Consider the following 23,003-nt stretch of genomic DNA (forward strand, 5'->3'; position numbering starts at 1 on the left):
GAATAAAAATAGAAAAGAAAGAGGTCAAAAGATATCTTTATCAGAAATAAAGATATCTTCAGGTCAAATATAATTAGAACAAAACTTTTTTGAAGACTAAGGAATTACGCTGATAATTGTAGAGCGCTTGTCGAGCATTCGGTAAATCATCAACACTTGCTGGGCTGAAACCCTGCTCTAAAAACCAATGTGCGGTACGGGTCGTGAGAACAAACAGTTGTTGAATACCTTGTTGTTTTGCTTTGGTTTCCAAAAATTGCAAAATTTGGCTACCACGATTCGATTTACGATAACTCGAATCGACAGCGACACAGGCAATTTCAGCGGATTTAATTTCACCTGATTCAGCAGGAATAGGATAGAGCGCTGCACAGGCTAAGATCATGCCATCTCGTTCAATCACTGCGAACTGTTCTATTTCACTTTCAAGACGTTCACGTGAACGATAGACTAAAATACCTTCCTGTTCGAGTGGACGTAATAAGTTGATTAAACCGCCGACATCATGAATATTGGCAATGCGTACTTCTTCATAGTGGGCATCTGTGATTAAAGTGCCAATCCCGTCGCGTGTAAATAGTTCTTCAATCAAAGCACCATCATAAGTATATGAAATGAGGTGAACACGATGCACCCCAGACAATGAAGCTTGTTGAGCTTGTTTGAGGTGTAAGGCGAATTCTGGATATTGTGTTTGGTATTGTTGAATATAAGGTTCAAGTTGATACGAGCTTAATTCACGTAATAATTGTTGTTGCTCGTTCATTAATCCTTGTTTTTCACCCAAGAAAATCAATTTATCGGCTTGTAATGCAGTTGCTGTTTTGGTCGCGACTTCTTCCGCCAATAAGTTAAATACTTCTCCAGTGGTTGAGTAACCTGTAGGCCCTAGTAACACAATATTATGATTATCTAAGTGACGTTGAATCGCATCGGTATCAATTGAACGGACTTCACCTGTGAGCTGAAAATCAACTCCATCCCGAATGCCATAGGGTTTAGCCGTTACAAAGTTACCCGAAACGACATCAATGCGGGCACCATACATGGGTGAATTGGCCAAGCCCATTGATAGAAGAGCTTCAATTTCTAAACGAATCGATCCAACTGCATTCATGATACTACGTAGTGATGCACGAGTTGTCACACGACGACTTTGATGAAAAGGCGTTTCAATTTGGCTTTCACGTAGATTTTGATTGATTTGTGGGCGTGCGCCATGTACCAAAATCAAACGAATCCCTAAAGAATGCAATAGGGCAATATCATGAATAATATGCTGAAAGTTTTGGTGTAAGACGGCCTCACCACCAAACATAAGCACAAAAGTTTTATCACGATGGGCATTAATATATGGTGCTGAGTGGCGAAACCAATGCACATAATCTTGCGTTGTGCTATGTGAAGTTTCAGTCATTTGGTTCGCCATGTTCATCTCAGATATACATCAATTTATCTGATTCTAACGAAAAAAATAAAAAGATAAATCTATTCCTAAAACAACGCTTCAACTTTGTACAGTCATCGTCCAAGAATATGTTTAGAACCCCATGATTCGGATAATACTATTATCATCAGAATTGACTAAAATAAAATCATTATTGATTTTATACCATTGCTCATTACGACCAGGGCGTGGGAGATTATTATATTTATAATCAACTTTGTAGCCGTTTCCGCGATAATGCTGTGGCATGACGTAACCTGCTTGCCAGCGATGTTGTTTTAAACGCTCAACACCACGTTCTTCACGCATACGACGTTCACGCATACGGTTTTCATCATCTGGACGATCAAAGTTACGACCTTGCCAACCCCCACCGCGTGAGTCATCATCACGATCAAAATGTGGACCTGCAAAACTACCCATACTACTCAATAGGGTTGTTGAACCTAAAACCAAGATAATGAAAAATTTTTTCATGATGCACCTTATGGACTTCGGATGTCTCTCATGTGAAAACTGTACCTTAAAAATGCAGAGAAACTGTGAAGATCAATTCATTATTCCATTAAAAAGATGGAGATCCTTAAGCAATTTCTCTAGAAAAGTATCATCGAAGCTCGTATTTAATATAGTTTAAATTTATTATATTCAATTGGTTAAGATTGAGCGTCAATACTTTGTCCATTCATATCTAAACTATCATCACCCATCAAATAAAGATAAGCAGGCATAATACTATCCGGCGTTGGAAGGATTTTTGGATCTTCTTCTGGGTAAGCCTTCGCACGCATCGCTGTACGGGTACCACCTGGATTAATGCAGTTAAAACGAATATTCGGATAGGTGTTTTCTGCTGCAAAAATCTTACTCATTGCTTCGGTTGCAACTTTAGAAACAGAGTATGCTCCCCATAAAGCACGAGCTTCACGACCTACACTCGAACTGGTAAATACCACTGAAGCATGTTCAGATTTTTCAAGCAGTGGTAATAATGCTTGAGTTAACGCGAAAGGTGCACGTAAATTTACGGCCATGACATCATCCCAAACATCAACAGGGTAATCCGCTAGTTCAACTCGATCACCTAACATGCCCGCATTATGTAAAATTCCATCCAAGCGACCAAATTGTTGCTCAAGCGTATCGACAAGAAGCTCATAGTCATGACTGGATGCAGTTGAAAGCTGTAATGGCAATATTGCAGGCTGTGGTGCACCTAAACCTTCAATTTCATCATAAATGACTTCAAGTTTATTCAGGCTACGTCCATGCAAAACCACAGTTGCACCATGAAGGGCATAACTAAGAGCAGCAGCTCGACCAATTCCATCACCTGCGCCCGTGATGAGAATGATACGATCTTTGAGTAGATCTGGACGAGGTTGATATTCTGAATATTTCATTGTTATGCCTCCTAGTTCTTATGTTGAATGTTTAGCTCATCATACCCTGATTTTCTGATAAAGCAGAGATTTTCTGTTTGAGCAGTTGATGTAACTCAGTCACAGTTTGGATAATTGCATCTGCTTGCCAAGCGTTCAGATCATCACGAGATTCTATTGGTAAATACCCATAAGCTGCCAAAATGGTATACATCTCTGCATTTCGACCTGCATCAATATCACGTGGGTGATCCCCCACATAGATAATGTCTTTGGCATCCAGATTCAACTGTTTCGCCGCTAGATACATCGGTTCAGGATCGGGTTTGGTATGCGTGACATCTTCAGGGCAAACCAAAACTGCACAGCGTTCAGTTAAATTTAATTCAGCCAATAATGATTCACTTAAACCACGTGGTTTATTGGTGACAATTCCCCAAGGAATCTGGTTTGCCTCAAGTTCTTCGAGCAGAGCATACATCCCAACAAATAAATCCGTATCCACCACAATATTGTCACCGTATACATCTAAAAAGCGCTGGCGATGAGCTAGAAAGATGGGATCGGTCACATCCAATTCTGGATACACCAATTTGACCATTGCCCGTGCGCCTTCAGACACTTGAGTGCGAATGGTTGCTGCATCAACAACTGGACGTTGTTCATCACGGCACATTTGTTGAATGATGCGAATAAAATCTGCAGCAGTATCGATCAAAGTACCATCAAGATCAAATAAAACGGCTTTCATTAGGCACCTGTATTTGTGGTATGAACCATATAGTTCACATCGACATTAGGTGCTAACCAATAATGCTTAGTGATAGGGTTGTAATGTAAGCCTGTCATTTCTTTTAGACTCAAGCCTGCATTACGAATATCATGCGCCATTTCTGAAGGGCGGATAAATTTATGATAATCATGCGTACCTTTGGGTAACAAACGTAGGACATATTCTGCGCCAATAATGGCGAATAAATAGGATTTTGGATTGCGATTAATGGTCGAAAAGAAGACGTGTCCACCTGGTTTAACCAGTGTTTGACAGGCTTTGACAATTGAGGCTGGATCAGGAACGTGCTCCATCATTTCCATACAGGTCACTACGTCATATTGTCCTGCTTGTTGTTGCGCCAACTCCTCAACTGGGATTTGACGATATTCAATATTTTGCACATTGTCTTGCTGTGCATGTAAACGTCCTACAGCCAGCGGTGCTTCACCCATGTCGATCCCTAAAACATCAGCGCCACGACGAGCCATACTTTCTGCCAAAATACCGCCACCACAGCCAACATCAAGCACTTTCTTACCTGCTAAGCCACCAACACGTTCGTCTATCCAATTTAAACGTAAAGGGTTGATTTGATGAAGTGGGCGGAACTCAGAATGTTGATCCCACCATTTAGCAGCCAATGCTTCAAATTTTGCGATTTCTTGTGGGTCAACATTCAATTGTGACATGGAAATACCTCTATATTAGGATGATTATTTCGGTTTAATCTGTTGTTAGTGTAGCGCTTCTGGAAAAAAAAGCGATAAATCCAATAAAAAACTTCACACAAGCAAAACGAATTAGTCGTGTTTGATTTATATTTAGCATATAAACTTACGAAAAATGCTTAGAGGAAAAGCAAACTCAATGAAAAAGTTAGTATTAGGTGGTTTAAGTGCAGCTGTAATGGCATTTTCGATGAATGCAATGGCTGCTGATTTTGTTGCTGGTAAAGACTATACCGTGGTTGCCAATCCGGGTAAAACAGCTGCGCCAGCGGGAAAAATTGAAGTACGTGAATTCTTTTGGTACGGTTGCCCGCACTGCTTTAAGCTTGAACCACATATGCAAACGTGGTTAAAGAAGATTCCAAGCGATGTATATTTCCTCCGTACGCCAGCAGCGATGAATAAAGTATGGGAGCAGGGTGCTCGAGGTTACTATGTGTCTGAGGCACTAGGTGTACGTAAGAAAACCCATATTCCATTGTTTCATGCCATCCATGACGGCGGACAACAAATTTTTGATCAAGCATCACAAGCAAAATTCTTTGCCCGTTATGGCGTGCCTGAACAGAAATTTAACAGTATGTTTAACTCTTTCCCAATCACTGCAAAAGTGGCTGAGTCAAATAAATTGGCACAGCAATATCAACTTACGGGCGTACCTGCCGTTGTTGTAAACGGTAAGTATGTTGTGCAAGGTGAAGATGGCAAAGTGACACAAGTTGTTGATTACTTATTAGAAAAAGAACGCAAAGCGAAATAGTTCATACTATGAGCAATAAAAAAGGACTGCAGTGGCAGTCCTTTTTATTTAGTTTTGATCGATTTGTAAATCTTTTAAATCGATTTGAACTTTTTGTGTCGGTAAAGACAGAGCTTGGTTTACATACAGGTTAATCAGCTTCTCACGAGAACCAATTGAACGCTGATAATAGCTTGAATTCAAGAGCAAAGCTGCGCCGTAAGTCAGAGACCAAATATAAGAAAGATAATCACGAATCGACATATCATAATTCTGTGATTTTAAATATTTTTCGGTCATATCTTTGAGCGAAATAATACGCTGTTGGCGGATCGCATAAAGCTCATCGAACAGATGTTTGAGCTTGGACTCAGTCATCGTCAGATGTTCTTCTAACTGATGCAGTAAAATCGTACGACTCGGTGAGGTTAAATGATAAAGCATATAGCGAGGCGCATATTCTTTAACATCAGTGTTATATTTTTCTGAAATTTTTAGGATTTCTTTTTCATTTTGAATAATCAGTTCCAACAGTAATTCATTTTTACTGCGGAAATGTTTATATAAAGTACCTTTAGCAATATCTAGCTCGGCAACCAGTTCATCCAAGGTCATTTCTTGGTTGTTTTCTAATAAAAGTTTTTCTGCAACCTGCAAAATTTTTTCTTTACGAATTAAGAACTGAGTATGACGATCAGGATTCATGATGCTTATAGGCTCCTCATAGTGTTCTAAACGGCATTTGCATTAGTGTGTTATTAATCATAACGCTAAGCAATGCTTTTATATATCAAACTTTAGCTTTGATAAGATCAGGCGTTTTGTGGTTCCCAGTTCGAGATACCTCGGAAAAGTAAGCGGACTTGGGTCGCTGCATTGTCAATAAATAAGTTTTGTTGTTCTAACAAACGATCAATTGCAAATTGTTTCGGTAAGTTGATCCACGTCATTGCCCATGTAAATGACATATTAATCAGAATCGTTGATAACACTTGTAAATCTTTGGCTTCTCGAATGTGTTTAAAGGTCTCGAGTTTGCATAAATCGATTGCGAGATCTTCAATCAAAAATTCAATCTCACGTGCAATCGCAATACGAACAGTTTCGGAGCCGCCCCAACGTTCTGCAATCATAAATTGCCATTGCTGAGGGCTATGATTGACAGCCTGTACAAACAGTTCAATGCTTGTCCGTGTTTTAGCAGATCCGCTATGTTTTAAATAGCTTTGCCCCAATTGATGAATCAAGCTTTTTAAATGCAAAGACACTTGGTCAACCAGTTCTTGCCCTAATGCCTCCATATCTTGGAAATGACGATAAAATGCCGTTGGGACTAAGCCAACTTCACGTGCAACTTCACGCAAACTAATACTACTAAATGAACGCCCAGAAGTACTGAGGTGGAGCGCTGCATCAAGTAAAGCCTGACGACTCTGTTGTTTTCGTTCATCTCTAATCGACATGAATAAGATCCATTAAAACCATACGGTAGAGTCTAGCAAAAAAAACATCATTTTTTTAGCCCTAATCCAGAGCTAAATCAGACACATTTCCAATTAGACAAAGAAATATAAGGAATCGATTTTGGCGTGAGGAAGCCTAAGAATAATTATTTTATTAATATTTCTAATTACTTATAAAAAAGCATAAAAAATATTCAAAAAAATAGTGAACAAGTGTTGACTCAGTGAACACAAATAAATATAGTGTACATATGTTCACTACACGAACATTTGTTCACTCAAAATAAATAGCCAGATACAAAACGAGGAACGTATGAACGCAGAGTTAAGTTATCAGCCACATTGGATTCGCGAAGATTTTGTTGATTTTGTTTTGCAAAAAATAAAGCCAACGTTTGCTTGGAAACGCATTCTTGCAGAAGTTACCGCTGTAAAGTCGTTAAGCTCAGATATGGTTTTACTCACCATAAAACCAAACCACAACTTTGATTTAATTGAAGTGGAAGCTGGTAAAAGTGTTTTGATCACGTTAATGATCAATGGGGTTTATCACCAACGTAGCTATTCAATTGTCGATATGACTAAAAATGGTGAAATTCGATTAGGCATTAAGGTTCAAGGTTTAGTGTCAAAAGCAGCACAACAATTGCGTGTAGGGGATCGTTTTGAAATCTCTCAAGCACAAGGCGATTTTGTGCTACATCAAGGACAACAGTCTGCACTCTTGATTGCTTCTGGTTCTGGGATTACTGCAATTTACTCATTGTTAAAACAGGCAGTTGCTCAGAAGCTTAAAGAAATTCATGTCGTGTATTTTAACCGTGCTGAAGTGTTCCATCAGGAAATATTGGCTTTAGCAGAACAATATCCACAACTGAAATATCACTTTTTTAATACAGCACAGCAAAAGCAGCATTTAGATACCACTTTATTAGAAAAGTTAGTTCCGAATTTTAAAGAATTACAGGCATATGCTTGTGGGCATCACAGCATGATGCGCCAAGCACAAGAGATTTATGCTCAACAGGATGCGGTAGGAAATTTTCATCAAGAGTTTTTCCAACCTGTACAAATTGAGCAGTCTAACGAAGCTCAACCGATTACTTTCCGTCGTGCACAACAGAATTTTATTGCAACGACCAATCTATTAAGTAGTGCGGAGCAAGCAGGTTTACGCCCACAGCATGGTTGTCGTATGGGGGTATGTAATCGCTGTAGCTGTACTAAAGTTAGTGGTGTAACACAGAACGTGATTACGGGTGAGATTGATGATCAGCCTAATCGTGCGATCAAGTTATGTGTAAGCCAAGCCCTTAGCCCAGTCACGATTGACCTATAAAAACAAATATTGAGGATAATTGAAATGAATATGGCATTAGAATTTAAAGCAGCATCAAAGTCAGCACATTTAACGCCAGAGCAAGTTGAAGCATTTGGTCGCCGTGTCGAAGAGATTCGTTTGGCTGTTATGCAGAATTTAGGCGAAGAAGATTCAAAATATATCTATAAAGTCCGTAATTTTGTGCGTTATACCGAGATTGCATCTCGTGGCATGTTGATGTTCGGTGGTTGGATTCCACCTGTATGGTTATTAGGTACAGCAATGTTAGGCGTATCTAAGATCGTCGAAAACATGGAACTTGGACACAATGTCATGCATGGTCAGTTTGACTGGTTGAATGACCCAAGTTTACGTGGTGAAGATTATGACTGGGACAATACGTGTTCAGGCAATGACTGGCGTTTTACCCATAACTATATGCACCATACTTATACCAATATTGTGGGCAAAGACCATGATGTGGGCTATGGCATCTTACGTGTCACGGAAGATCAAAAATGGGAAGTTCGTCATTTGGCCAATATTCCATTGGCATTACAGTTAATGTTCTTTTTCCAATGGTATGTGGGCGTACAAAACCTACATTTAGAAGATGCTTTGGTCTACAAAACTAAAACATGGAAACAAGTGTGGGCAGATGCAGCCGAGTTTCGTAAAAAAGCGACTCGCCAAGTCCTCAAAGATTATGTGTTTTTCCCTGCGATTGCGACCATTAACTTTATCCCAGTATTGGCAGGCAATGCTGTAGCCAATGTGATTCGTAACTTATGGTCTTCGGCAGTGATTTTTAATGGTCATTTTACTGAAGATGCAGAAACCTTTGAAGCCGATAATACTGAGAACGAAAGCAAGGCTGAATGGTACTTGCGTCAGATCCGTGGTTCGAGCAACTTCACAGGTGGTAAGTGGATGCACTTTATGAGTGGTAACTTAAGCCATCAGATTGAGCACCATTTGTTCCCAGATATGCCAGCCAATCGTTATGAGCAAGTGGCACCACAGATCAGAGCTTTATGTGCTGAATATGGCGTGAACTATAACGAAGCGAATTTCATGAAGCAATTTTGGACAGTTTGGGTACGTTTAGCAAAATGTTCATTGCCAAATGATATGTCGGCACAATTGGCGCAAGGTTGGACTAATTTAAAAGCGAGATTTAAATTTGCTTAAAGGATTGCTTATTCGTGGAATTGTAACGAATAAGTAAAACTGAAAGCACGTGTAATTGAGCTATACTATGGCGCAATCATATTTGTGCCATAGTTTTAAGGAATCGTTATGCGTATTGACCAAAGAACATTAGACCAATTACGTGAGGTAAAAATTACCCGTAACTATACCCGCTATGCAGAGGGTTCAGTTTTGGTTGAATTTGGTCATACCAAGGTGCTGTGTACAGCGAGTATTGACAATTCAGTACCACGCTTTTTGAAAGGACAGGGGCAAGGCTGGGTCACTGCGGAATATGGCATGTTACCGCGTTCAACGCATACACGAAGTGATCGTGAGGCGGCACGGGGAAAACAGACAGGCCGTACCCAGGAAATCCAGCGTTTGATTGGCCGTAGCCTAAGAGCAATGGTTGACCTGAAAAAGCTCGGTGAAAACACCATCACCATCGACTGTGATGTGATTCAGGCAGATGGCGGTACCCGTACAGCAGCCATTACAGGCGCAGCGGTGGCTTTAGTTGATGCTATGAATGTGTTATTGAGCAATAAAAAGATTAAACAAGACCCATTAAAAGGTCTCGTGGCGGCAATCTCAGTAGGAATGTACCAAGACGAAGTCCTACTCGATTTGTGTTACGAAGAAGATTCAAATTGCCAAACGGATTTGAATGTGGTGATGACACAAGCGGGCGAATTTATTGAAATTCAAGGAACGGCAGAAGACAAGCCGTTTACCCGTAGCCAGTGCAATGCCATGTTGGAGCTTGCAGAAAAAGGGATTCAGGAACTGATCCAAAAGCAACAACAAGCTCTCGGTTGGTAATTTCCAGTTGATAGTTCAGGCGGTCTGGCTACTTTAGACCGCCTTTTTTTTGTCCTAATCAATCTGGGCGTTTGATATCGGATATTTACATAAGTCTAAATAGAATCAGACAGAACAGCATGATCTTCAACATAAATTCACTTAGTCAGTCTATGTTGTAACAAAGCCAGCAAATTCATCTCACTTTGCCCTGCTAGATTAAACCATTAAAACAGGAACAATAAATAGGGATAATCATGTTACAGGTTTTTTTAGTATTTCTGAGTGCAGTGACGTTTGTATTAATGGCTACTGACCCACGTCCAACTGATTCAACCCAAGCCAAGTCAGCCTGGACTAAACAACTCAAGACATCTGAAACCTCAAAGGTTGCAGATGCTTCGGCTAAAGATAAAACAACTGTAGAGGAAGAGGATTCCGAACAGGTCTAGCCGTTAAAACGCATGGATAAATCAACAGCTCTTACATCTTTGGTCAATACGCCCATCGAAATATAGTCAACCCCTGTGCTGGCAACTTCACGTAGGTTCTCAATGGTGATATTGCCTGATGCTTCCAGTTTGCAACGTCCCGCAACGTGTTTCACGGCATCAATCATTTGCTGTTGGCTAAAATTATCCAGCATTACAATATCGGCACCTGCTTCCAGTGCCTGATTCAGTTCATCCCAGGTTTCAACCTCAACCTCAACAGCTTTTCCTGGGGCAATCTCATGGGCTTTGGCAATGGCCTGAGCAATTCCGCCTGCTGCCATAATATGGTTTTCCTTGATCAGGAATGCATCAAACAAACCTAAACGGTGGTTCTGTCCGCCACCGATACCAACCGCATATTTTTGCGCAATACGCAGGCCTGGTAATGTTTTACGAGTATCTAATAGTTTGGTATGTAAACCATCCAGTTGTTTTACATAATTTGCAGTTTTAGTCGCCACAGCAGAAAGAGTTTGAATAAAGTTTAAAGCAGGGCGTTCCACAGTCAGTAAACTACGTGCAGAACCTGCAAGTTTTAAAAACGCCTCATTTGCCGCTACAAGTTCACCCTCTTGCTTTAGCCATGTAATTTGAACATTACTGTCATATGCTTGAATGAGTGCATTCACCCAAGGCTGACCCGCCAATACCATATCTTCACGGGTAATAATCGTTGCGGTTGCTTGCTCTTCTTCAGGGGTAAGCATTGCGGTAATATCACCATCCCCAATATCTTCTTGTAATGCTTGTTGAATATTGATTTGAATAGATTGTTCAAGCAAAGATTGAGGAATACTCATACCCGTTCCAGTATATTTATGACCAAAAAACTTGTGCGATATATTAGCACCCTCCTCATAAAAAATAAGTATTTCATCTCGATTATTCCTGATAAAGCATGTCAGAATGCAGTAAATAAACATTAAATTGCTGATTCGGGTCGTAATGCAACAGACTAAATTTACTCAAGTGCAAGATGGAAAATTAATCGGTGCGACCCAGATTGCATCACCTAATTTTAATACTCGTCCTGATGATACAGATATTCAACTAATTGTTATTCATAATATTAGTTTGCCACCTTCACAGTTCGGTGGAGGCTATATTCAGCAGTTTTTTCAAAATAAATTAGATTGGTCTATCCATCCATATTTTCAGACCATTGAAGGGATGCAGGTATCCGCACATTTGCTGATCTTGCGTACGGGAGAGGTCATTCAATTTGTAAACTTTAATGATCGCTCATGGCATGCAGGGCGCTCGAGTTATCTGGCTCAAAAAGAATGTAATGATTATTCGATTGGGATCGAATTAGAAGGCAGCGATGATTTGCCCTTTGAGCCAGAACAATATCAATCATTGGTAGAAGTGGTAAAAACACTGCGCCAAGCCTATCCAAAAATTCAGAACCATATTGCAGGTCACTCTGATATCGCCCCAAAACGTAAAACTGATCCCGGGTTATATTTTGATTGGCAATTATTCCGTCAATTACTATCTAAAAAAACTTCGTCGAATTTATGATTTCACAACGAAATCTATTTTGACTTTCATTACAATAACGCTTTTTAAAAGATAAGCCGTAGGTGAATGCGATGGCATTGTGGCGATCGACTGTCATTGTCAGTGCAATGACGATGTTATCCCGAATTTTGGGATTGGTACGTGATGTTGTGCTACTCAATGTATTTGGTGCGGGCAAGGACTTCGATACTTTCGTTGTTGCCTTTCGTATTCCCAACTTTTTTCGGCGTTTATTTGCGGAAGGGGCATTTTCTCAAGCCTTTATTCCTGTTCTAACAGAATATAAAACCAGTCGTGCGCATGCCGAAGTTCAGATTCTCATCAGTCGAGTTTTTGGTTGTCTACTCACAGCCATGTCATTATTGACGTTTGTCGCAATGGTTGCTGCACCTGCAATTATTTATATCTACGCACCCGGATTTCATAACGATCCTGAGAAATTTGACCTTGCTGTTGATATGTTTCGTCTTACGATTCCCTATCTGATGTTCATGTCATTAACGGCTTTTGCCAGCAGTATTCTCAATAGCTATGGTTCATTTGCATCACCTGCATTCTCGCCTGTACTACTAAATGTCGCAATGATCGCAGGTGCATGGTGGTTAACGCCGTATATGGCAGAGCCCATTATGGCATTAGGCTGGGCTGTTGTTGTTGCAGGCGTTTTACAGCTCGCAATTCAGATTCCTGAATTATGGAATAAAAACTTACTGATTCCCCCAAAAGTTGATTTTAAACATGAAGGTGTCGACCGTATTTTAAAACTGATGTTACCTGCTTTATTTGGTGTTTCAGTCACGCAGATCAACTTATTGCTGAATACGATTTGGGCTTCATTCATGCAAGATGGTTCTGTGTCATGGTTATATAGTGCTGAACGTATGACAGAGCTACCATTGGGTTTAATTGGCGTAGCAATCGGTACAGTGATTTTACCTTCGTTATCAGCGCGTCATGCAGAACAAGACCAAGCTAAATTTAAGAGCATGATCGATTGGGCTGCTAAAATCATCATGCTTGTTGGTATTCCTTCGAGCATTGCATTATTTATGCTGTCTACACCGATTATTCAAGCGTTGTTCCAACGTGGTGAATTTACGTTGGAAGATACACGAATGACAGCATTAGCTCTGCAATGTATGAGTGCAGGGGTTATTTCATTTATGTTGATCAAAGTGTTTGCACCTGGTTTTTACGCTCAGCAAGACACCAAAACCCCTGTTCGTGTCGGGTTAATGGCAGTTGCGGCAAATGCCATTTTAAACGTGGTATTTATTGGTTTATTTAAACTGATTGACTGGCATGCAGAACATATGGCTTTGGCGTTGGCTTCTTCAGGCTCAGCTTTGGTGAATGCAGGCATGCTGTATTTCTATTTGCACAAACGCAATATCTATCGATTTGGTGCGCATTGGAAGAAACTAGCGCTCCAATATGCAATTGCGAACATCACTATGATTGTCGCGCTTTGGTATGGTTTAAGTTGGTATCAAGGCGATATTTCACAATGGTTACGCATCGCTGAAGTGGCTGGTTTATGCGTGATTGGTGTGGTGGCCTATGTGATTGGATTATTGATTACAGGTTTTAGACCAAGACAACTTAAGCATTAATATAAAAAAACCTCCTGTACAGGAGGTTTTTTCTTATTTTACTTCTAGTAATTCAATATCGAAAATGAGTGTGCTATTTGGTGCAATTACATCGCCTGAACCCACTTCGCCATATGCTAAATTTGCTGGAATAAAGAAACGACTCTTACCACCCACTTTCATGGTTTGAACGCCTTCAGTCCAACCTGCGATGACTTGGTTAAGCTTGAATTCAACTGGATGATTTCGTGCAATTGAACTGTCAAATACCGTATCGTCTAAGAGTCGTCCTTCGTAATTTACTTTTACTGTTGAAGTTGCTTTAGGTGATTTACCTTTGCCTTCTTGGATCACTTGGTACTGTAAACCTGATTTGGTGGTTATAATCTCAGCTTTCTTTGTGTTTTCAGCTAAAAAAGCTTTTCCAATTTGCTCATTTTTTTGAGCAAGTTCCTGAAATTCTATCAGTTGTTTTGCTTCGAGACGCTTTTTATATTGGCTTAATAGGTTAATCATTTCTTCATCAGTTAACGATGCAGACTTACCTTGTATCGCTTCTTCTAGACCTTGTGAGATAGTTGCAATATCAAGATCTTTTAATGTCTCTGCGTAACTCTTACCAATTAAATAACCGTAACTATATCCTAACTGATCTTTTTGTGGGCTTTTTAAAGTAATGGGTGCTGCATGTGCTGTGCTCATCATTGAGGCAATTAAAATCAAACTTAGTTTTTTCATTATTTCTTCCAAAATAAAGGAGAGCGTATGCTCTCCTTGGTACTAATTATTTTACAGCGATTAACTCGACATCAAAAATTAATGTGCTATTTGGTGGAATAGAACCAGGAACACCTTGTTCTCCATAAGCAAGTTGAGAAGGGATATAAAGCGTTGCTTTGCCACCTTCTTTTATCAATTGTAAACCTTCTGTCCAACCTGGAATGACTTGGTTGAGTGGAAACTCGATTGGCTCACCGCGGTCATAAGAACTGTCAAAGACCTTACCATCGGTTAATTGACCTTTGTAGTGAACTTTCACAACAGACGTTGCGATAGGTTGTTTGCCAGTACCTTCTTTAATAATTTTGTACTGTAAACCGGAAGCCGTTGTTTTTACACCTTCTTTTTTCGCATTCTCAGCTAAAAAACTATTGTTTGTGGTTTCAGCTTTTTTGGTTTCATTAAGTTGTTTTTGTTGAAGTTCCTTTTGGAATTCCATATAAGCAGCTTGTAATTCTTCTTCGGTGTATGCAGCAGGCTTTTTAGCATGCCCATCACGGAAACCTGTGATAAATGCAGCTGTTTCCAATTCAGGTGGTGTTTGTTTTGCAACTTGATAGCCTAAGGCATAACTGATTTTTGCAACAGGTGCTGCATTCTTATCCGCTTTTGATCCAAGTTCAGTCGTTGGGTGCTGAGTAGCATAGTAAACAGGAACAAGGGCTGCGCCACCTAAAACGACTGCTGCAATGACAGGTAAAGCTTTACTCATGAGATGTCCGAAGTAAGATTTTAATAAAAAATATGGTCATGATCTTAGCATGTCTAAGCTTAAGCATTGAATAACTCAGCTAAAAAATGCGTGTATTTTTTATATAGTTTCTGTGTTTATCAATAAAAAGCCAGACTATGAGATCTGGCTTTTTGATATGACTGTTATGATGGATTTTTAATCATCTTTATTTGCTTTGTAAGCATATGAATAATTGTATCCATACCCATACCCATACCCAGCACCAGCACGTTGAATATCATTTAAAATGAAGCCATTTACTTTGACATTCGCTTGTTCAAAGCGACTTAAACTTAGTTCAAGCTCTTTCATTTGTGATTTAGCATAGCGTGCTACAAGTAAGTTCACACCCACATATTGAGAAATGATAATTGCATCGGTTACAGCAAGTACAGGTGGTGTATCAATGATAATATGATCATATTCTTGGCTTAATTGCTTAAGTAATAATTCAAACTGCTCAGATCCTAACATTTCCGATGGATTCGCTGGACTTTTACCCCGTGTAATAATACTTAAGCCATCTACTTCAGTTGTATGAACTACTTGGTTTAGATCAGCTTGATGACTTAAAAATTCAGATAAACCAGGCTTTACATCTAAATTAAAATATTTATGCATATAGCCACGACGCATATCTGCATCAATCAACAAAACTTTCTTGTTAGTCTGTGCAAGAATAGTGGCCAAATTGGTTGAAATAAATGATTTACCAACTTCAGGAGAAGGACCTGCAATAACAATAATATTATTCTTTGCATTTACGAGTGCAAAATGAATCGCTGTTCGAATACTACGTAAACTTTCAATTGCAATATCATCATTATGCTTAACCGCAAGGATAGGAATACTCTTCTTTTTCTTTAAAATACTGATACGTGTCTCTTGAATCGGAGAGCGTGGTACAGTTGCGTAAACAGGTAAATTAAATTCATTTTCAATTTGCCCACTATCTTTGATACCCGTACGTAACATATTGCGTAACAGCGCAATAAGTGTACCAAGGAACCCACCAAACAAAATAGCCAAGACAAGCACTTGTAGTTTCTTAGGCTTAATTGGTTTAACAGGTTCAACCGCAGTATCTACAATACGAACATTACCAATTTCGCCTGCTTTGGCAATTCGAAGTTGTTGATACGAATTCAATAAAGCAGTGTAAAGTTGGGTTTTTACTTCAACTTCACGATAAAGTTGTAAGTATTGGCGTTGCAAATCAGGTAATTGTTTAAGGGTCTTATTGAGTTCACCAATTTGTTTATTAATTGCAGCAATTTGAGCATTAATTTCTCGCATAGCAGGGTGTTCTGCTGTGTATTTCGCAGCTAGATCAGCTTCTTGTTGTTGTAATTCTATTTTTTTAGTTTCTAAAGTGATGCTTTGAGTCAGATAAAGTTCCGACTCTTTGGTGACATCCACTGTATTGTATTTTTGACGAAATTTATTGAACTCACGTTCTGCATCATCAAGTTGTTTTTTCAGTACAGGTAATTGTTCGTCTAGGAACTTCAGTGTTTGAGCTGTTTCAGCAGAGCGACGAGCAACGTTCTGAGCACTGTATGCTGATAAAATGGCATTCAGCACTTTAGTAATATGTTCTTTATCTTGTCCTTGGTAACTCAAGCCAAGGATTCCTGTCATTTTTCCTCTTTCTGCAACAGCATAATTCGAACTGATTGCTGCTACAGCAGCAGGCAATGACTTTTTATGAATCGTATATGTGCTTGTTAATTGATCTTGAGTCGCAATTCCAACCTTCCAAGAGCCATGTTGATTAGCCACATGATTCTGTTGATTAATGGTTCCTGTGAATACAACTTGGTCATTTTTAGGATTTGTGAAGTAAAATTGATTATTTTTGAAATTTAGTAAAAGACTCTTATCAATAAATTGACTAGGAATCATAAATTCTTTAACAGCAAATGTTTTGCTGTTGTCCTTAAAAATGACAGATTCAGGACCATACTCAGTTGTATAATTGGGTTTGTTGAGTAGACGATTACGCAAAGTATTTTCTTTACTTGCAATATTTAGATCAAGATGAAGTGCTTGAATAACTGAGCCTAAAACCAAGCGAGATTTTAAAATCTCAATCTCAGATTGTGCAGGTGACTTTTGATCTATCATTTGCGATAGATCGCCTAGCAAGGCTGCCGAAGCTCCTTTACTATCTTCAACTTGAACTAAGGCATCAACTGAATAGGTATCAGGTGTTGCACGAAGGTACAAAAGTGCACATACAAGACTAAGAATGATAAATAAAGCAATTAATTTCCATTGAGCAATAAGAGAGAAAAAAAGCTCTTTCAAGTCAATTGTGTCTTCAGTATTGGTATTTTGGCTCATAATCTTAATCTAAAAGTTAAATATAATTTTTCCAATCAGTGACACACTGTTGAATAAGCTGACATGTCTCATCGAAAAAGGCCTGATCATGCTGATATGGGTCTGGCACATTTTTATTTTGCCAATGGCCTAAGCGGAAAACTTTTCCTTTAGCAAAAGGCCAAGTTTGTTCAATATGAGCTTGCTGATTTTTGCTCATCACGAGAATTAAATCCGCTTTTTTTAAATGTTCAGCATTTAATTTCTTAGCGATATGCCCACTCATATCAATACTTAAATGTTGCATACATAGCTGTGCTTTGTCATCGGCAGGATGACCTGAAAGTCCAGAAATACCAGCTGAATCTATCATTAGCTGAGGGTAATCCTGTTTTAGTAGGTATTCTGCCATAGGACTACGACAAATATTACCAACGCAAACCACTAAAATACTTCGAATCTGCATGATTACTTACCTAGCTGATCAAAGCTATAAAGTGCACTCGAGAACGGTACAATCTGGTTCATAACACGTTGCCAGCGAGTTAAGCCTGTTGCATCAATATATACAATATCGTTACTACGTAAACGGAATTGATTTGCCAACCCAAAGTCACCAAGGCTCATTAAATTCAAATGATAAAGTTCAGTTCGTCGATCATTTGCGTTAGTGCGTAATACATAAATTCGGCTGGCACTTGCTGATAAAGGATTCAAACCTAAACCTTCACCGAGAGCATCGCTCAAAGTCATGCCCTGATCACGCATTGGCAGAGCTTGGTTTTTACCAGACTCACCCATAATATATATTTTCTGATTGTCTTTAGTACTTACGTAAATTGTATCGTTTGGTTGAATTAAAAGTTTGTGTAGCGAATAGCCTGCTTTTTCTAATTCAAGTGTATTGATATTATAAGTAGTACCATTACGTACTAATTGTATATAAGTATTATCACCTAATTCAGATACACCACCAGCCATACCAAGAGCCGTATATAAATTGATAGGTTGCTCATTTAAATAAAATTGACCACCTTTTCTTACACTTCCTTGTACAGAGTAACGTTGCCCTTGATAGTTTAAGACTCTGACAATTACGTCAGGGGTTTTTAAATAATGAGCAAATTGATTTCGTAATTCTGAATTTAATTGACTTAACGTTTTACCAGATGCCTTGTATCGACCGACTAAGGGCAATTGGATGAATCCATTATAATCAATAGGGTATCCATTGGCTTGAATCGATTGATCATTCGACAGATTGTTTACAGGTGGGGTGATTTCAGGGTATGCCCAAAGTTGAATGGATAAAACATCACCAGGACTTAAACGATAAACACGCTGTGGTTGATTAAATAAAGAAGTATAGTTTTGTTGGTAGTTTAACTGGGTTGGTTTTATAGACTCTAAAGTATCTTGTGTAATTTTTATCACACTTACAGTTGTCCCAAGATCAGTCTTATAAACTCCCTCACTTGGAATGTCGTACGTTTGAAGACCAGAAGTGACAGCACATCCAACAGCACTTAAGCTAATTGCAAGGATGGAAAATAATTGATAATGCTTCACAATTTACCCTTGAATATTTATAAAATTTATATCAGCTTAGACACAAACATCTGTGTTTAGACTTAGAATTTTGCTTATTCTAGCTCAAAAAACCTAAAAAATCACCGACAAATCCGTTGGCTTTGTATGCTAAGTTTATCTCATAAAAAGTAACAGATTTGTTAATTATTGATAATATTGCATTTTAGTAAAATTTATGAATAAATCAGCTTAAAAGAAAAATACGTTATACAATTTCGTTATAGTGTATAGCAAAACTCTGCTATATTGTGCGCAGAAAAATTGATGGTTTTTATGTCTTTCATTTAAGTTTTTAAATATATTTTAGGGATTAAGGCTAATTTTATGAAACTTGCCGAATTAAAAATAGCAATTATTGGTTTGGGTTATGTAGGTTTACCGTTAGCCGTAGAGTTTGGAAAAAAGGTATCCGTTGTTGGCTTCGATATTTCGAGCAAACGAATTGAAGAACTAAAAAATGGGCAAGACCATACTCTTGAAGTCTCTCCAATTGAATTACAACAAGCCGCTCAATTATCATTTACTTGCGATTTAGAAAAATTAAAAGAATGTAACTTTTTCATTGTCACTGTTCCAACCCCTATTGATGATTACAAGCAACCGGATTTAACGCCGTTAATTAAAGCATCGACAAGCATTGGTCAAATTCTGAAAAAAGGTGATATCGTCGTTTATGAATCGACGGTTTACCCCGGTGCTACAGAAGAAGTCTGTATTCCTGTTCTAGAAAAGGTATCAGGTTTAGAATTTAATACAGATTTTTTTGCAGGTTACAGCCCAGAGCGGATTAACCCTGGTGATAAGCTTCATAGGGTAACCAATATTTTAAAAATTACCTCAGGTTCTACCCCAGAGGTAGCTGAGTTTATTGATGAAATTTATAATTTAATTATTGAGGCTGGAACGCATAAAGCTTCAACGATTAAAGTGGCTGAAGCTGCTAAGGTAATTGAGAATACTCAACGAGACGTAAATATTGCTTTAATTAATGAACTGGCTTTGATTTTCAACCGAATGGGAATCGATACTGAAGATGTGTTAAAGGCAGCAGGCACAAAATGGAATTTTTTACCGTTTCGCCCAGGTCTAGTTGGTGGTCACTGTATCGGTGTTGATCCATATTATTTAACGCATAAAGCCCAGTCTATTGGCTATCATCCAGAAATTATTCTGGCTGGACGTCGATTAAATGACAGTATGGGGGCTTATGTTGTTACTCAACTTGTTAAGAAAATGATTAAGAAGAAGATCCAAGTTGAAGGAGCAAAAGTTTTATTATTGGGGTTAAGTTTTAAAGAAAATTGCCCTGATATTAGAAATACTAAAATTATTGATATTGTGAAAGAGCTTGAAGAATACCACATAGAGGTTGATGTTTATGATCCTTGGGTTGATTCAGCAGAAGCAGAACATGAGTACAATATTCAGCCTATAAATAACCCTAAATCAGCAGAGTATGATGCCATAATTTTAGCTGTTGCCCATGAGCAATTTAAACAAATGGGGGCTGAAGAAATACGAAAGTTCGGTAAAGCTGAGCATGTCTTATATGATCTGAAATATGTACTCACACAGCAAGAATCTGATATTCGTTTATAATTTTATTGGGGTAACGTTATGACTCAATTTGTTCAAGTATGTGAAGAATTAAAAAATAATCCTAAAACATGGTTGATTACGGGTGTTGCTGGTTTTATTGGATCCAACCTTTTAGAAACATTATTGTTATTAAATCAAAAAGTAATTGGTTTAGATAATTTTGCGACTGGGTTTCAACATAATTTAGATGAAGTCCAAAGCTTAGTCTCAGAACAGCAATGGAAGAATTTTACCTTTTTTGAAGGTGATATTCGTTTATTAGAAGATTGTCAAAAAGTATGTGCTACTGTTGACTATGTATTACATCAAGCCGCTTTAGGGTCTGTACCACGATCAATTGCAGATCCTATTATGACAAATAGTGCCAATATTACAGGTTTCTTGAATATGTTGGTTGCGGCTCGAGATGCCAATGTAAAAAGTTTTACATACGCAGCAAGTAGCTCGACTTATGGAGATCATCCTGCGCTACCTAAAGTAGAGGAAAATATTGGTAAGCCTTTATCGCCGTATGCTGTTACCAAGTATGTGAATGAGCTTTATGCAGATGTGTTTGCAAAGACATATGGTTTTCAAACTATAGGCTTACGTTATTTTAATGTCTTCGGTAAACGACAAAATCCGAATGGTGCTTATGCTGCAGTGATTCCGAAATGGACCTCGGCGATGATCCAAAATCAAGATGTTACTATTAATGGTGATGGTGAAACTAGTCGAGATTTTTGTTATATAAAAAATGCAATACAGGCCAATATTCTCGCAGCTACAACTGAAAATGTAGAAGCTAAAAATCAAGTCTATAATGTCGCTGTTGGTGATAGAACAACACTAAATGATTTATTTAAAGCTATTCGTGAAGAACTAAATGAAAATAATGTTGTTTATAATAAAGATGCATTATACAAAGATTTTAGAGCTGGTGATGTAAGACACTCACAGGCTGATGTAAGTAAAATAAATAAAAACTTGAGTTACGAGGGGCAATACAATGTGCTTCAAGGGATTAAAGAAGCAATGCCTTGGTATGTTACATTCAATAATAAGGTTTCCTAATAATAATGACCATAGAAAGACCTGATGCTGACTTATTGAATAGCAGAACAAAGCAATCCGTAAAGTGGGCATATGCTTTGTTGATATTGAAGCATGCATTTACTTTTTTAACAATGATGATAGTTGCTAGAACTGTTTCACCGCATGAAACAGGTTTAGCAAATATCATGGTCACATTTATATCATTTCTAGTGCTATTAGATTTAGGTGTTAGTTGGATTACTGTTCAAGAAGAGACCATCACAGAAAAAATTGTGAGTAACTTTTTTTGGATTGGTGCTGCTGTTGGTAGTGCTATATACCTTATATGCGTACTACTAAGTGGATATATTTCAAAACTTTATGGTTATCCTGAGTTAAAGCTGATCATTATAATTGGTGCATTAAGTCCTTTTTTTAATAGTTTAAGTACACAATTTGCAAGCGTACTTAAAAGAAAAATGTTGCAAAAGAAAAACAATATTATAGATACAGCTGCTTTTGTTCTATCGAGCTTATTGTCAATAGCTCTAGCTTTAAATGGTGCTGGTTATTGGGCTATTATATCTCAATTGGTTTTTTTTCAGTTTTTAAGGCTCATTCTTTTAATAAAAAATAAAGAATTTAAATTGATGAAACCATCCATAAACATGGATGTACTGAAATTGTATTTCAAGGGGTTGAGTAGTTCGCTGAATAACTATATAACTTTCTTTCAATTATATGGAGGAACACTTTTAATTAGTTATTTTTATTCTCCAGAAAAACTTGCATACTATTTAAAAGCAAGTGGCTTGAAAAGTTTACCAACGACTTATATCTGTATGGTTTTGACAGACATAATGATATCTAGCCTTGCAGCTATTAATATTAATAAAAATAAAGAAGAGTTTGAAAAAAAATATCATATGGCTTTATTTAAAGTGGCTTTAATAGCATGTCCTTTAAGTGCATTTCTTTTTCCACTATCAAGTGAAGCTGTTATGTTTTTTTATGGGAAAAATTGGAGTTCATCTGTTGTTTTGCTAGAGTGGATGAGTATTGTTGGGGTGATGCTTCCTTTATCGACAAGTGTGATATGGCTCTATATTTCTACTGGGAATTATAAACATCAATTAAATATTAATGTTTTAATTACACTTTTGTCATTAATTATATATTCTTTTGTGTTTGTTTTTTTTAGAAGTTTTGAAAATATAATTGCTTCTGAAATAATAATATATGCATTTATTATACCAGTTCTAACCTTGATTCACTCACATAAATTGTTAAATATTAGCCTAATAAAAACTGTTGGAATTTATACTCCTATATTGGTGTCCAGTGTAATTTCTTCAATTTTAATTAAATTTTTATTGTCCTTTAATTTTGATTTTAATTATGTTGTGGTTTCGGTTTTTTCGGTTTTTTTGGGGCTATTTTTTTATGCATTGATGATATATCCTTTGTATCGGAAAACTTATTTGAGATTAATTTGGTGAGGT

23 protein-coding genes are annotated in these 23,003 nt (G+C 37.9%); 10 read left to right on the top strand and 13 right to left on the bottom strand.

What is annotated here, in order from left to right; genetic code table 11:
- Nucleotides 1–73: 73 nt before the first annotated feature.
- The 5 genes from argA to ubiG all read right to left on the bottom strand — a co-directional run bounded on the left by argA (nt 74) and on the right by ubiG (nt 4,293).
- Entirely contained in the window at nt 74–1,429 is a 1,356-nt protein-coding gene (gene argA, locus CDG59_RS06885) for an amino-acid N-acetyltransferase (protein ID WP_087544563.1), read from the bottom strand.
- 111 nt (nt 1,430–1,540) lie between these two features.
- Complete coding sequence (locus CDG59_RS06890; RefSeq protein ID WP_087536667.1) at nt 1,541–1,924, bottom strand: RcnB family protein; 384 nt, start codon at nt 1,922–1,924, stop codon at nt 1,541–1,543.
- 179 nt (nt 1,925–2,103) lie between these two features.
- On the bottom strand, nt 2,104–2,850 hold the full coding sequence (locus CDG59_RS06895) for a YciK family oxidoreductase (RefSeq protein WP_005163614.1): 747 nt from the start codon (nt 2,848–2,850) through the stop codon (nt 2,104–2,106).
- Between the two features lie 31 nt (nt 2,851–2,881).
- Nucleotides 2,882–3,580: an HAD family hydrolase gene (locus CDG59_RS06900; protein WP_087544425.1), complete on the bottom strand. Its 699-nt coding sequence runs from the start codon at nt 3,578–3,580 to the stop codon at nt 2,882–2,884.
- The gene (gene ubiG / locus CDG59_RS06905; RefSeq protein ID WP_005163612.1) at nt 3,580–4,293 is read right to left on the bottom strand and encodes a bifunctional 2-polyprenyl-6-hydroxyphenol methylase/3-demethylubiquinol 3-O-methyltransferase UbiG; all 714 of its coding nucleotides are present in this window, start codon (nt 4,291–4,293) and stop codon (nt 3,580–3,582) included. The genes CDG59_RS06900 and ubiG overlap by 1 nt, the downstream gene beginning before the upstream one ends.
- Nucleotides 4,294–4,471: 178 nt before the next feature.
- Between ubiG and CDG59_RS06910 the strand changes: the two genes are divergently transcribed.
- A complete protein-coding gene (locus CDG59_RS06910; protein ID WP_005163611.1) occupies nt 4,472–5,092 on the top strand; it encodes a thiol:disulfide interchange protein DsbA/DsbL in 621 nt (206 codons plus the stop codon).
- Nucleotides 5,093–5,140: 48 nt separating this feature from the next.
- Here the strand turns inward: CDG59_RS06910 and CDG59_RS06915 are convergent, their stop codons facing one another.
- Both CDG59_RS06915 and CDG59_RS06920 read right to left on the bottom strand, forming a co-directional pair.
- Nucleotides 5,141–5,776, bottom strand: coding sequence for a TetR/AcrR family transcriptional regulator (locus CDG59_RS06915; RefSeq protein WP_004665358.1), 636 nt, complete (start codon nt 5,774–5,776; stop codon nt 5,141–5,143).
- A 107-nt stretch (nt 5,777–5,883) separates the two neighbouring features.
- Nucleotides 5,884–6,534, bottom strand: a complete 651-nt coding sequence (locus CDG59_RS06920) for a TetR family transcriptional regulator (RefSeq protein ID WP_005163601.1) — start codon at nt 6,532–6,534, stop codon at nt 5,884–5,886.
- Nucleotides 6,535–6,847: 313 nt separating this feature from the next.
- Between CDG59_RS06920 and CDG59_RS06925 the strand changes: the two genes are divergently transcribed.
- From CDG59_RS06925 to CDG59_RS06940, 4 genes are all read left to right on the top strand, one after another.
- Entirely contained in the window at nt 6,848–7,873 is a 1,026-nt protein-coding gene (locus CDG59_RS06925) for a ferredoxin reductase (protein WP_087544427.1), read from the top strand.
- Between the two features lie 30 nt (nt 7,874–7,903).
- Nucleotides 7,904–9,046 carry a fatty acid desaturase family protein gene (locus tag CDG59_RS06930; protein WP_171295004.1) on the top strand — a complete coding sequence of 381 codons (1,143 nt, stop codon included), beginning with the start codon at nt 7,904–7,906 and terminating at the stop codon, nt 9,044–9,046.
- A gap of 108 nt (nt 9,047–9,154) precedes the next feature.
- Nucleotides 9,155–9,871 (top strand): ribonuclease PH, encoded by a 717-nt coding sequence (gene rph / locus CDG59_RS06935; RefSeq protein ID WP_004680175.1) that lies wholly within the window; start codon nt 9,155–9,157, stop codon nt 9,869–9,871.
- A gap of 236 nt (nt 9,872–10,107) precedes the next feature.
- Nucleotides 10,108–10,302: a hypothetical protein gene (locus tag CDG59_RS06940; RefSeq protein WP_087544431.1), complete on the top strand. Its 195-nt coding sequence runs from the start codon at nt 10,108–10,110 to the stop codon at nt 10,300–10,302.
- On the opposite strand, the gene nadC is transcribed toward CDG59_RS06940, so the two are convergent.
- Entirely contained in the window at nt 10,299–11,144 is an 846-nt protein-coding gene (gene nadC, locus CDG59_RS06945) for a carboxylating nicotinate-nucleotide diphosphorylase (RefSeq protein WP_087544433.1), read from the bottom strand. The genes CDG59_RS06940 and nadC overlap by 4 nt on opposite strands.
- Before the next feature lie 145 nt (nt 11,145–11,289).
- On the opposite strand from nadC, the gene ampD reads away from it, so the two are divergent.
- Nucleotides 11,290–11,868, top strand: a complete 579-nt coding sequence (ampD, locus tag CDG59_RS06950) for a 1,6-anhydro-N-acetylmuramyl-L-alanine amidase AmpD (RefSeq protein ID WP_087544435.1) — start codon at nt 11,290–11,292, stop codon at nt 11,866–11,868.
- Between the two features lie 62 nt (nt 11,869–11,930).
- Nucleotides 11,931–13,481: a murein biosynthesis integral membrane protein MurJ gene (gene murJ / locus CDG59_RS06955; RefSeq protein WP_171295002.1), complete on the top strand. Its 1,551-nt coding sequence runs from the start codon at nt 11,931–11,933 to the stop codon at nt 13,479–13,481.
- 33 nt (nt 13,482–13,514) lie between these two features.
- Here murJ and CDG59_RS06960 read toward each other — a convergent pair whose 3' ends face one another.
- From CDG59_RS06960 to CDG59_RS06980, 5 genes are all read right to left on the bottom strand, one after another.
- The gene (locus tag CDG59_RS06960) at nt 13,515–14,198 is read right to left on the bottom strand and encodes an FKBP-type peptidyl-prolyl cis-trans isomerase (protein ID WP_087544439.1); all 684 of its coding nucleotides are present in this window, start codon (nt 14,196–14,198) and stop codon (nt 13,515–13,517) included.
- Between the two features lie 46 nt (nt 14,199–14,244).
- Nucleotides 14,245–14,952 carry an FKBP-type peptidyl-prolyl cis-trans isomerase gene (locus tag CDG59_RS06965; protein WP_087544441.1) on the bottom strand — a complete coding sequence of 236 codons (708 nt, stop codon included), beginning with the start codon at nt 14,950–14,952 and terminating at the stop codon, nt 14,245–14,247.
- 177 nt (nt 14,953–15,129) lie between these two features.
- Complete coding sequence (locus CDG59_RS06970) at nt 15,130–17,319, bottom strand: polysaccharide biosynthesis tyrosine autokinase (protein ID WP_087544443.1); 2,190 nt, start codon at nt 17,317–17,319, stop codon at nt 15,130–15,132.
- A 16-nt stretch (nt 17,320–17,335) separates the two neighbouring features.
- Nucleotides 17,336–17,764 (bottom strand): low molecular weight protein-tyrosine-phosphatase, encoded by a 429-nt coding sequence (locus CDG59_RS06975; protein ID WP_087544445.1) that lies wholly within the window; start codon nt 17,762–17,764, stop codon nt 17,336–17,338.
- A 2-nt stretch (nt 17,765–17,766) separates the two neighbouring features.
- A complete protein-coding gene (locus CDG59_RS06980; RefSeq protein ID WP_087544447.1) occupies nt 17,767–18,867 on the bottom strand; it encodes a polysaccharide biosynthesis/export family protein in 1,101 nt (366 codons plus the stop codon).
- A 345-nt stretch (nt 18,868–19,212) separates the two neighbouring features.
- Here CDG59_RS06980 and tviB point away from each other — a divergent pair, with 345 nt between their 5' ends.
- The 3 genes from tviB to CDG59_RS06995 are packed head-to-tail and all read left to right on the top strand — an operon-like array spanning nt 19,213 to nt 23,000.
- The gene (gene tviB, locus CDG59_RS06985; RefSeq protein ID WP_087544449.1) at nt 19,213–20,487 is read left to right on the top strand and encodes a Vi polysaccharide biosynthesis UDP-N-acetylglucosamine C-6 dehydrogenase TviB; all 1,275 of its coding nucleotides are present in this window, start codon (nt 19,213–19,215) and stop codon (nt 20,485–20,487) included.
- An 18-nt stretch (nt 20,488–20,505) separates the two neighbouring features.
- Nucleotides 20,506–21,540 carry an NAD-dependent epimerase/dehydratase family protein gene (locus CDG59_RS06990; RefSeq protein ID WP_087544451.1) on the top strand — a complete coding sequence of 345 codons (1,035 nt, stop codon included), beginning with the start codon at nt 20,506–20,508 and terminating at the stop codon, nt 21,538–21,540.
- Nucleotides 21,541–21,545: 5 nt separating this feature from the next.
- Nucleotides 21,546–23,000 (top strand): oligosaccharide flippase family protein, encoded by a 1,455-nt coding sequence (locus CDG59_RS06995; protein WP_087544452.1) that lies wholly within the window; start codon nt 21,546–21,548, stop codon nt 22,998–23,000.
- Nucleotides 23,001–23,003: the final 3 nt, after the last annotated feature.

Source organism: Acinetobacter sp. WCHA29, assembly GCF_002165335.1.
Classification (GTDB): domain Bacteria; phylum Pseudomonadota; class Gammaproteobacteria; order Pseudomonadales; family Moraxellaceae; genus Acinetobacter.

Coding starts and splice junctions, on each gene's coding strand:
- argA (WP_087544563.1), bottom strand. CDS start 1,429: ATGGCGAACCAAATGACTGAAACTTCACATAGCACAACGCAAGATTAT.
- CDG59_RS06890 (WP_087536667.1), bottom strand. CDS start 1,924: ATGAAAAAATTTTTCATTATCTTGGTTTTAGGTTCAACAACCCTATTG.
- CDG59_RS06895 (WP_005163614.1), bottom strand. CDS start 2,850: ATGAAATATTCAGAATATCAACCTCGTCCAGATCTACTCAAAGATCGT.
- CDG59_RS06900 (WP_087544425.1), bottom strand. CDS start 3,580: ATGAAAGCCGTTTTATTTGATCTTGATGGTACTTTGATCGATACTGCT.
- ubiG (WP_005163612.1), bottom strand. CDS start 4,293: ATGTCACAATTGAATGTTGACCCACAAGAAATCGCAAAATTTGAAGCA.
- CDG59_RS06910 (WP_005163611.1), top strand. CDS start 4,472: ATGAAAAAGTTAGTATTAGGTGGTTTAAGTGCAGCTGTAATGGCATTT.
- CDG59_RS06915 (WP_004665358.1), bottom strand. CDS start 5,776: ATGAATCCTGATCGTCATACTCAGTTCTTAATTCGTAAAGAAAAAATT.
- CDG59_RS06920 (WP_005163601.1), bottom strand. CDS start 6,534: ATGTCGATTAGAGATGAACGAAAACAACAGAGTCGTCAGGCTTTACTT.
- CDG59_RS06925 (WP_087544427.1), top strand. CDS start 6,848: ATGAACGCAGAGTTAAGTTATCAGCCACATTGGATTCGCGAAGATTTT.
- CDG59_RS06930 (WP_171295004.1), top strand. CDS start 7,904: ATGGCATTAGAATTTAAAGCAGCATCAAAGTCAGCACATTTAACGCCA.
- rph (WP_004680175.1), top strand. CDS start 9,155: ATGCGTATTGACCAAAGAACATTAGACCAATTACGTGAGGTAAAAATT.
- CDG59_RS06940 (WP_087544431.1), top strand. CDS start 10,108: ATGTTACAGGTTTTTTTAGTATTTCTGAGTGCAGTGACGTTTGTATTA.
- nadC (WP_087544433.1), bottom strand. CDS start 11,144: ATGAGTATTCCTCAATCTTTGCTTGAACAATCTATTCAAATCAATATT.
- ampD (WP_087544435.1), top strand. CDS start 11,290: ATGCAACAGACTAAATTTACTCAAGTGCAAGATGGAAAATTAATCGGT.
- CDG59_RS06960 (WP_087544439.1), bottom strand. CDS start 14,198: ATGAAAAAACTAAGTTTGATTTTAATTGCCTCAATGATGAGCACAGCA.
- CDG59_RS06965 (WP_087544441.1), bottom strand. CDS start 14,952: ATGAGTAAAGCTTTACCTGTCATTGCAGCAGTCGTTTTAGGTGGCGCA.
- CDG59_RS06970 (WP_087544443.1), bottom strand. CDS start 17,319: ATGAGCCAAAATACCAATACTGAAGACACAATTGACTTGAAAGAGCTT.
- CDG59_RS06975 (WP_087544445.1), bottom strand. CDS start 17,764: ATGCAGATTCGAAGTATTTTAGTGGTTTGCGTTGGTAATATTTGTCGT.
- tviB (WP_087544449.1), top strand. CDS start 19,213: ATGAAACTTGCCGAATTAAAAATAGCAATTATTGGTTTGGGTTATGTA.
- CDG59_RS06990 (WP_087544451.1), top strand. CDS start 20,506: ATGACTCAATTTGTTCAAGTATGTGAAGAATTAAAAAATAATCCTAAA.
- CDG59_RS06995 (WP_087544452.1), top strand. CDS start 21,546: ATGACCATAGAAAGACCTGATGCTGACTTATTGAATAGCAGAACAAAG.